Source organism: Peptostreptococcus sp., assembly GCF_977045075.1.
This window is the reverse complement of record NZ_CDRRTB010000153.1, coordinates 1-2,281: the sequence shown is the minus strand read 5'-3', so window position 1 is coordinate 2,281 and position 2,281 is coordinate 1. Positions and strand designations below refer to the sequence as shown.

2 protein-coding genes and 2 pseudogenes are annotated in these 2,281 nt (G+C 34.3%); all 4 read right to left on the bottom strand.

The features are described from left to right. Nucleotides 1–594: 594 nt before the first annotated feature. The gene (locus tag ACW6OJ_RS08205; RefSeq protein ID WP_412427061.1) at nt 595–1,131 is read right to left on the bottom strand and encodes a flavin reductase family protein; all 537 of its coding nucleotides are present in this window, start codon (nt 1,129–1,131) and stop codon (nt 595–597) included. Between the two features lie 267 nt (nt 1,132–1,398). After that, nucleotides 1,399–1,518 (bottom strand): annotated as a pseudogene (locus tag ACW6OJ_RS08200) (TfoX/Sxy family protein); the annotation flags it as partial. Between the two features lie 69 nt (nt 1,519–1,587). After that, a pseudogene (locus ACW6OJ_RS08195) lies at nt 1,588–1,795 on the bottom strand (VOC family protein); the annotation flags it as partial. 180 nt (nt 1,796–1,975) lie between these two features. Next, nucleotides 1,976–2,281, bottom strand: a 306-nt coding sequence (locus tag ACW6OJ_RS08190; RefSeq protein ID WP_456096297.1) for a DUF6609 family protein, incomplete at its 5' end; no start/stop codon positions are given.

The window sequence follows — 2,281 nt, the reverse complement described above, 5'->3', positions numbered from 1 at the left end:
CACCATTCGGTCCTAATAGTCCATATATCTTTCCTTTTTCTACTTTAATTGATACATTTTCAAGTATCATTTGTCCTTTGATTTTCTTTGTTAAATTTCTTGTTTCAAGCATAATTTCCATATAATATCCCTCCGTTTCTTATGTAATCAATTCTAATAAGAAAAAATAACCAAATTATAATTACTCTATTTATACAATAAAAAAAATATATAAACTTTAAATGGAGCAAGAACAGTAAGTGTACGTATACTTACGAAAATGAAGAACCACCATCTAGGCTGGTGGATTTCTTTTTTCAACAATAAAAATCCATAGTTATGCGTTTTTGGTTTAATGTAGATGACAAATCAACAATCAACCAAATGGGTCATATCTTTGGATTATCTATATTTTACAATTGATTAGTAAGATTAGTGTTTTCGAGGATCATTTCACCTGAACTTAAGTCCAGGATTAAGATTGATATTGGAATATAAACCCACAAACGCAGAAATACTCCTAAACCATAATGACTTAGAAGTATTTCTTTAATTGTGAGCTCCCTGTCGCCTTTGTTAGCAAGGTGGTCTATTTGTAATTTAAACTAGAGCTTCTTATTCAATAATATAGGCTGAAACAATTTCTCCATAGTAGGTAGTATGTGGATCCCTATTTGCCCCAACTGCTGTCCCATCAATATTCTGAGGATAAAGTGTAGAGTTGATTTCTTCGTCAAGCAAAGATAAATCCTGCTTTTGGGCATACATAACTCGGCATTCCAGTGTCAAAGGAAATTCCTTAATAGCGGGAACCGAAATTTCTTCCGAATCGACTATGGTAAGCCCAGCTTCCTTGATCTTGTCTATATCCCTGCCGCTCTTGCCACCACAAACGCCTATTATTCTTTTATCATATTCACCAATGGGTACATTCACGGTAAATTCCGGATTCTTGTCAAGCTGCCCTTTGGTATACCTTCCCTCACGAACATACACGGCTATAACAGGTCTTGACCAATTTATTCCAAGCGTACCCCAGCCTATTACCATGGAATTTACCTTGTCTGCCTTTGACGTCAGCAGCACTCCCTTTGGCAGTGCTTTTATGATTTCATTTGCATAATCGCTGATTTCTATTTTTCTCTTCGGCATAGTGAGTCTCCTCCTTCGGCTTTTACCAGTTTCATTTTACTTTACCTCCTCTTCGTGACATAAAATAAACGTGCGAATTTTCAACTGGATTTACGCAGTTGAAATGCCACACGTTGTTTCTATATTATATATGAAATATCTCAAAATTTCAAGTGGTCGAATTTTCAGATATTTTGTATCATTGTATATGGACAGTTTGCACAAATATCATACAAATGCTAGTCTCCGTCTCCGGCGTTTGTAGTGTGGGTTCCTCTTTTTCTGACATGCTATTGCAGATTTAACAGGCTTCACCAAAAATCTATCATCATAAATTCCACCAACAATTTTTCCGCGATAATAAACAATATATTCGCCCATCATTGATCTATATGTTATTTCTTCCAAATCGGATAGTTATTCTAAAATAAAATTTAAATATTCTTTACTTGAAGCCATTTTTTCTATCTCCCTTAATTACAAAAATTTCAATAGTCCATTTTCGTCAAACTTAAAATTTGGACCCCATGCAACTTCCCAATAAAATCCATCTTAATCAGAAAAATATGCATGATATCCACCCCCAAAAAAACTTCCCGTGGCTCTTTCACAATTTTCCACCTGCTTTTCTTACTAATGCAATTACAGCATCTACATCTTCTTTATGTTCAACATTGTAAGCTAATCTTGTTCATTGTTACCTCTTTACTTGTGTGATTTCGTCAACAAAACTACGCCCTCCACATGAAATGAGCGAACACTAAGTATATCACGTAGTTACGTTCGTATGCGGGAACATATCCACATACTTTTTAACGATAGCATAAGGTTATCGTTAAAAGGTAGCACCTAGACAAACTGAGAGTTATCTATTTTTTGATGGTTTTGAAAAAAATAGTAAATATACTCCAAATACAAACTTGATTGCTGCATCAATATATGCAACTAACACCAATGAAATATCAGTAAAAATATAAGCTACAGCAATATTTATAGTACAAATAATCCCCAAATATATCATTGATTTTCCATGCACAAAATAATATGGAAAAAAATGCAAAGCTGTCGCCATTAATGCACCCAGCCAAATTAATCGCCAATTCTCAGTTGCAAAAAAAGGTCCCCCTAAGAAAACCATTAACACGAATAATAAAATAATCGCATACAGAGA

What these genes read in the sequence shown, in the direction of transcription:
- ACW6OJ_RS08205 (WP_412427061.1), bottom strand. Translation starts at nt 1,131, where the DNA reads ATGCCGAAGAGAAAAATAGAAATCAGCGATTATGCAAATGAAATCATA.